Source organism: Oleiphilus sp. HI0123 (genome assembly GCF_001635315.1).
The window spans coordinates 1-5908 of sequence record NZ_LWGE01001239.1 but is presented as its reverse complement, the minus strand read 5'-3'; the positions used below and the strand labels follow the sequence as shown (position 1 = coordinate 5908).

Genomic DNA, 5908 nt, shown 5'->3' with positions numbered 1-5908 from the left:
AATGACACCCGATACTTCATAGCCAACGGTACAAGGCGTTTTCGGCGCATCAGGGTAGAGGCCTTGTCGAGCCAAAATATCAGCAAAATTCAATCCCGCAGCTTTCACTGCAATACGAACTTCCTTATCACCAGCCACCAGGTCGGCAGCCTCTTGAACTTGTAATACATTTGCTTTCCCGCTATTGCTTATGATGATTTTTTTCATGATGCGCTCCTTGAACTTGACTGGTGCTAAAACTAACTCAGTTCAGAGAATGAGAAAACCCTTACTTTTCGGAATGGTGTTTTCAATAATCTGGTTCAAACTCGAATGAAGCGAAAAGTTGGTCTGCGTAGTTTGTTAGTTCAAGTGTTGCTGCGTGAGTTTCATAGCGTCGGCTTAGCGTCGTGCTGATTAGTACGTTTGCGAAGCCGGGGTGAGGACAGGTCAGGGTGATACTGTCTATCAGCGCTGGGCCGGGCTTTGCTCGACCTCGCCAGTCTTCGCTATTACTGGTTTGACGAATGCATAATTCGCCATAGCGTGTATCAATGGCTTGTGCCTGGTGATGGAGGACTAAACCTTTTGGCTGCCGTTCTAATTGCAGGTGGCGCTTTAGTGCCTGTAAGTGCGCGTTGGCACTCGAATACATACCGCTTCTTGGGCCGCGAGTTAAGGTGACTAGAATGGAGTAACTATCGTCTTGGTTTAATTGGCTGAGTTTCAGACGATGACTTGTGCCATATACGACTGCAAACCAGGGTGTTTCTGTAGGCACTTCAAAAGAGAAAGTAAAGCCATCAACACGCTGACCGGGTTTAATGTTGGTCTGATCAAAGCTGGCGCAAGCTGATAAAAACAGTGCTAATAGGACTATTGAGCGCTTTATTATTAGCGTTATTGGCTTATAGGAAGTTAGCATCTGCTTACTTTAGCATTTAGGAGGTGTTCCATCTAGTTTAGTTGCCAGAATGGCGTTTAATATTTTGGCCTATTGTAATGTAAATCGTGTTGGCCGACTTTGCATGCGACCCACTATATTTGCTAGGCTTCTCGTGAATTCAATCATTAGCAAAAGGAATTTGCGATGCCGATAAATTGGAAAGACCTGCCCGACGTGTCTCCTCATGATGCCCAAAGGGAAGTTAAGAATCACAGCCCCTTTCAGGAGAACGACCTATGAATATGGACACGGCGCTTCACGCCCTAAAATCTTACTTTGGCTATGATGCCTTTCGCCTCAATCAGGCGGGTGCCATCGAACGTACACTTAAGGGCCAGTCTAGCCTGGTGATTATGCCTACCGGTGGTGGTAAGTCTATTTGTTACCAGCTGCCCGCTGTCATGCTGGACGGTTTGAGTATTGTTGTCTCACCTCTTATCGCACTAATGCAGGATCAAGTCTCAGCACTTCAACTTAGCGGTATTCAAGCTGAGGCGCTAAATAGTGCCTGCAGCAGTGATGAGGAGCAGATGATTCGAACCCGAGCGGAAAGTGGTGCACTTAAGCTTTTATATGTATCACCCGAACGCGCTGTTTCAAGAGGTTTTTTGAATTGGGTGAGTCGTTTGAATATCGTGCAAATTGCCATTGATGAAGCGCACTGTGTTTCAATATGGGGGAATGACTTCCGTCCTGAATATACTCGCCTAACCGAGCTGATACGTTTGTTCTCCAATGTGCCGGTAGCCGCCTTGACTGCAACCGCAGATACTGCGACACAGCAAGATATTCGTCAGCAACTAGGCTTGGTCAACTGCGAGACCTTTGTATCCAGTTTTGAGCGTAAAAATATTGAAATAGAGGTCTTGCCAGCTAAAAAACGAATTCAGGTGATCTACCAGTTTCTGCAAACGCAAGGCAAGGAAGCCGGTATTATTTATTGCTTGAGCCGCCGCAGTACCGAAGAAACGGCAGCGAAATTACGTGATGCCGGATACATTGCCGAGCATTATCACGGAGCGATGAATAGTGAACGTAGGGCAGAGGTGCAAGACAAGTTCTTGCGTGATGATATCCAGATAGTCTGCGCTACCATCGCCTTTGGTATGGGTATCGATAAACCGAATATTCGCTGGGTAATTCACTATAACCTGCCAAAAAATATTGAAAGCTATTATCAGGAAATGGGCCGTGCCGGGCGAGATGGCGAAGAGGCCAAAGCGCTACTGTTTGCAGGTTTTGGTGATATGAAAACCCTGACAGGCTTTATCGAAGATAGCGATGCCGATGAGCGCTTCAAACAAGTGCAATTAGCCAAGCTTAGCCGGCTTTGGGAGTTTACCCAGACGCTTTCTTGTCGTACCAATTTTGTTCTGAATTACTTTGGTGAGCATCGAGAAGAAGGTTGTGGGCACTGCGACCACTGCATTCATCCACCCAAAAGCTTCGATGGCACAGTCATCGCTCAGAAAGCCCTGTCTGCTTGCTTTAGAGTTCAGCAGCGCAATTTGGCTGTAGGTATTAATATGTTAATTGATATCTTGAGAGCTTCATCGAGTCGCGCGGTATTGGAGTCGGGTCTAAATACTATCAAGACCTACGGCGCAGGTAAGGACATCGCCTGGAAAGACTGGTCTCACTACATTACACAGCTGATTGATCGCGGCTATCTATCACTCGACTTTTCTCAAGGCAGTACACTGCATCTGACGGACTTATCGATGGCTGTTTTGAAAGGAGATAAGACAGTTCAGCTATGTGAGCCTGTAGATCCAAAAATCAATCAGGTTGAGAAAAAAGTGAACAAGCACGCCGATCTTAGCGAGGCTGAGCATCTTTTGTTTGAGGCATTAAAAGGGCTCAGAAAAGAAATTTCGCAGAAGGATAAAGTTCAGGGCTATACCGTTTTTTCAGATGCAAGCTTAAAAGACATGTCTCGGCTTAAGCCTGGGAACTTAGCCGCCTTCTTGACGGTCAGCGGTGTGGGGGATCATAAGTGTGAGAAGTATGGTGAGTCCTTCGTTGCCTTAATATCCAGCTTGGTTGATGAGAGTGATCGCTTACTTATTGATGGGCCTGTGCGGAAAAAGTTGCCGCCTAAACCTGCGCGTAGTGACTTTACTATGGCGAAACTAGGCGATACGCATCGAGAGACCTTTTCGCTCTATCAGCAAGGGCAGTCACCCAATGAGATCGCCAAAACGAGAGGTTTAAGTAAGTCTACGATAATTAGCCATATATATCGTCTGGCTTTTCATGGGGAAGACGTTGATGTCAGTACGATGATATCGCCAGAACAAATAGCGGGTATTCAGGCACAATGGCTAAGCTTGAACAAGCCTGAACGAATCAAACCAGTATTCGAGGCCTTGGGTGAGGGCTATGACTGGGAACAGATACGTTACGCGGTATGTTTGAGCGATACAGAGGTTTAAACCTAGTAGCTCTCTATAATGTCATAGTGCAGTTGCCCGCCTTTATTATGGCTACGATATAGGTGAAATTGATTAATCTGGTAAGGCCTGGCGATGGGCTCTTGATTGACGAATGCGTCGATATAGGCCTTATCCATACTGTGCTTACAGTGCGCCAACGTGATATGTGGGGTGAACTGACGGGAGTCGATTTTGATGCCCGCTTCGCGTAGTGAGTGGCTAATCATTTTTTGCAGCCGAGCTAAGTCATCATTCAGGGCGAGCCCGAGCCATAAAATGTTCTTACTCTTTTTAGGGGAAAAGACTCCGGTTTGAGTGAAGTGAGTACTAAAGGCATTGAATTGGATATTCTGCAGTGCTTGGCTGACCACCTTAGGCTCTGCTTCACCAATAAACTGTAAGGTCATATGCAAGAGTTCAGGGCGAAGTAAGCGAGCGCCCTCAGCTGTTGGCGGCTGATACTGTAACACTTCAGCTTGTGTTGTATTTGATAAGGGGGTTGCGATAAAGAGCCTCATAGCTTTTCCACTATTCATTATCTTGTGAGAAATATCCCGGACAGTCTGCGCCACATGCCGGGCACTTAGCTTTGCCTTGATTCTGCTAGCTAATTACTTTTTCCTTTTATCAATGGCCTCTATACTTATCAGTATTGGGGTTAAGTTTGTCAATCTCAATGTGCCGAGTCGATTTCCCTTGCACAAACGGAGGGCTTCACCTATGAATTTGAGTCGTTCTCCTGCCGTGGCAGGACAGTTTTACCCGTCCAACCCGCAGCAGCTGCGCGCTAATATTGATGACTGTATGAAAATCGCCTTGTCGGTCTTGCCAGAAGTACCGGCAGCTCAGCCAAAAGCGATTATCGTGCCTCATGCAGGGTATATCTATTCAGGTGCGGTCGCTGCCTCGGCTTACGCGAGTTTGCTACCCTATGTCGATAAAATCAAACGAGTCGTTCTCTTGGGGCCATCCCATCATTATGGTTTTAAAGGTTTGGCCAGTAGCCACTTCCATAGCTATGAGACTCCCTTGGGAATGATCGAACTTGATTACCTAGCGACCCAAAAACTTGAGCTTAAGGGGCTAGCTCAAACGCTTGACCAGGCCCACCTTCAGGAGCATAGCCTCGAAGTTCAATTACCTTTTCTACAAGCGCTATTAGGCGACTTCAGTTTGCTTCCCTTAGTTGTTGGAGATGCGGATAAGCATCAGGTTGCCAAGGTGATTGATTCCTTATGGGGTGGCGAAGATACCTTGTTTGTCATCAGTTCTGACCTGAGTCATTTTCTGAGCTACGAAGTCGCTAGTAAAAAGGATAGCAAGACTGCCGAAGCTATCGACACGCTTCAGGCAGACTTGATTGAATATGACGATGCCTGTGGCCGAAACCCGGTGAATGGATTACTTCAAATCGCACTAAAACGTGATCTGACGCCGCATCGCTTGGCACTGTGTAATTCAGGTGATACTGCTGGAGATAAAGATAGAGTGGTTGGCTACGGTGCTTGGAGTTTTACCTAAGCTAGCGTATTTATAAAAGGAGAAATGCCTTGAATGAACAGCATCAGCAGCAACTGATCGCTATAGCACAAGCATCTATCAGGCATGGCTTAGATCACGGTAGGCCTTTGTCCGTTCAAATCGGTGACTATGATGCTGAGCTAGAAAAAGAGTTTGCCAGCTTTGTTACATTGAAAATTAGCGGAGAATTACGCGGCTGTATAGGTTCCCTTCAGGCTTATCGGCCTCTAGTGCTCGATATTGCAGAGAATGCTTACCGTGCAGCATTTAATGACTCCCGCTTTTCGCCTATGTCACAGAGCGAATACGAGAAACTCCAATATCATATTTCTGTACTCAGCACCCCAGAGCCGATGCAGGTGAATTCAGAGCAAGACTTACTATCTCAACTACGTGTCGGTATAGATGGCCTGATATTGACGTTGGGTAATCGAAGAGCAACTTTTCTACCCTCTGTCTGGGAGCAGCTGCCAGATAAGTCTGATTTTTTAAATCACCTTAAAGCCAAAGCTGGATTGACGTTGGACTATTGGAATGAATCAATAGAACTTGAACGCTACACTGTAGAGAGTTTTGGTGATTAGCCCTATAGATAAGGACCTTATTAAGATAGTATTTATGACTGTTCGCAATTAAGCCCTGCCGGAGGGTCCTTTTGTTATCATCACTTTTTTCTAGAAAGCGTCCCAACAAAAAAAACGACATGTTGAATGAAGGTCTTCAGTTAGCCATGGCTTTTGGTAAGAACTGGCAAGTCTCGACACAGGAACGCTTCGCTAAAAAATACCCGACTCTCTCGGCCGCGGAACTGGACGAATATAACCAGCTTTTCTTATCAGCGCTTAAATACGCTCATGACACAGCTTTTGTTTTGGCGACCAACTTTAAAGCGCATAACAATATCGAAAAGTTTAAGGAAATATATTGCGCAAAGTACAACTGGGTGTCAGAAGAAAACCTAAAGCCTTTATATAAACAAGGGCTGTATTATGTCGAGCGACAATTGGCGGCAGAATAAAAACGCCTG

At 45.9% G+C, this 5908-nt stretch carries 6 protein-coding genes and 1 pseudogene; 4 read left to right on the top strand and 3 right to left on the bottom strand.

Translation table 11 applies throughout. The features are described from left to right. A pseudogene (locus tag A3761_RS14455) lies at nt 1-207 on the bottom strand (alcohol dehydrogenase); the annotation flags it as partial. 82 nt (nt 208-289) lie between these two features. Beyond that, entirely contained in the window at nt 290-904 is a 615-nt protein-coding gene (locus A3761_RS14450; RefSeq protein ID WP_068509688.1) for a hypothetical protein, read from the bottom strand. A gap of 257 nt (nt 905-1161) precedes the next feature. Here A3761_RS14450 and recQ point away from each other — a divergent pair, with 257 nt between their 5' ends. Continuing rightward, nucleotides 1162-3360 (top strand): DNA helicase RecQ, encoded by a 2199-nt coding sequence (recQ, locus tag A3761_RS14445; protein ID WP_068554258.1) that lies wholly within the window; start codon nt 1162-1164, stop codon nt 3358-3360. A gap of 2 nt (nt 3361-3362) precedes the next feature. Here the strand turns inward: recQ and thpR are convergent, their stop codons facing one another. Further along, a complete protein-coding gene (gene thpR, locus A3761_RS14440) occupies nt 3363-3878 on the bottom strand; it encodes an RNA 2',3'-cyclic phosphodiesterase (RefSeq protein WP_068554256.1) in 516 nt (171 codons plus the stop codon). A 202-nt stretch (nt 3879-4080) separates the two neighbouring features. Here thpR and amrB point away from each other — a divergent pair, with 202 nt between their 5' ends. From amrB to A3761_RS14425, 3 genes are all read left to right on the top strand, one after another. Then, nucleotides 4081-4881 (top strand): AmmeMemoRadiSam system protein B, encoded by an 801-nt coding sequence (gene amrB / locus A3761_RS14435; protein WP_068554254.1) that lies wholly within the window; start codon nt 4081-4083, stop codon nt 4879-4881. Between the two features lie 29 nt (nt 4882-4910). Then, the gene (gene amrA, locus A3761_RS14430; RefSeq protein ID WP_082865359.1) at nt 4911-5465 is read left to right on the top strand and encodes an AmmeMemoRadiSam system protein A; all 555 of its coding nucleotides are present in this window, start codon (nt 4911-4913) and stop codon (nt 5463-5465) included. Between the two features lie 71 nt (nt 5466-5536). Further along, nucleotides 5537-5899 carry a hypothetical protein gene (locus A3761_RS14425; protein WP_156490594.1) on the top strand — a complete coding sequence of 121 codons (363 nt, stop codon included), beginning with the start codon at nt 5537-5539 and terminating at the stop codon, nt 5897-5899. Nucleotides 5900-5908 lie beyond the last annotated feature (9 nt).

What these genes read in the sequence shown, in the direction of transcription:
- A3761_RS14450 (WP_068509688.1), bottom strand. Translation starts at nt 904, where the DNA reads ATGCTAACTTCCTATAAGCCAATAACGCTAATAATAAAGCGCTCAATA.
- recQ (WP_068554258.1), top strand. Translation starts at nt 1,162, where the DNA reads ATGAATATGGACACGGCGCTTCACGCCCTAAAATCTTACTTTGGCTAT.
- thpR (WP_068554256.1), bottom strand. Translation starts at nt 3,878, where the DNA reads ATGAGGCTCTTTATCGCAACCCCCTTATCAAATACAACACAAGCTGAA.
- amrB (WP_068554254.1), top strand. Translation starts at nt 4,081, where the DNA reads ATGAATTTGAGTCGTTCTCCTGCCGTGGCAGGACAGTTTTACCCGTCC.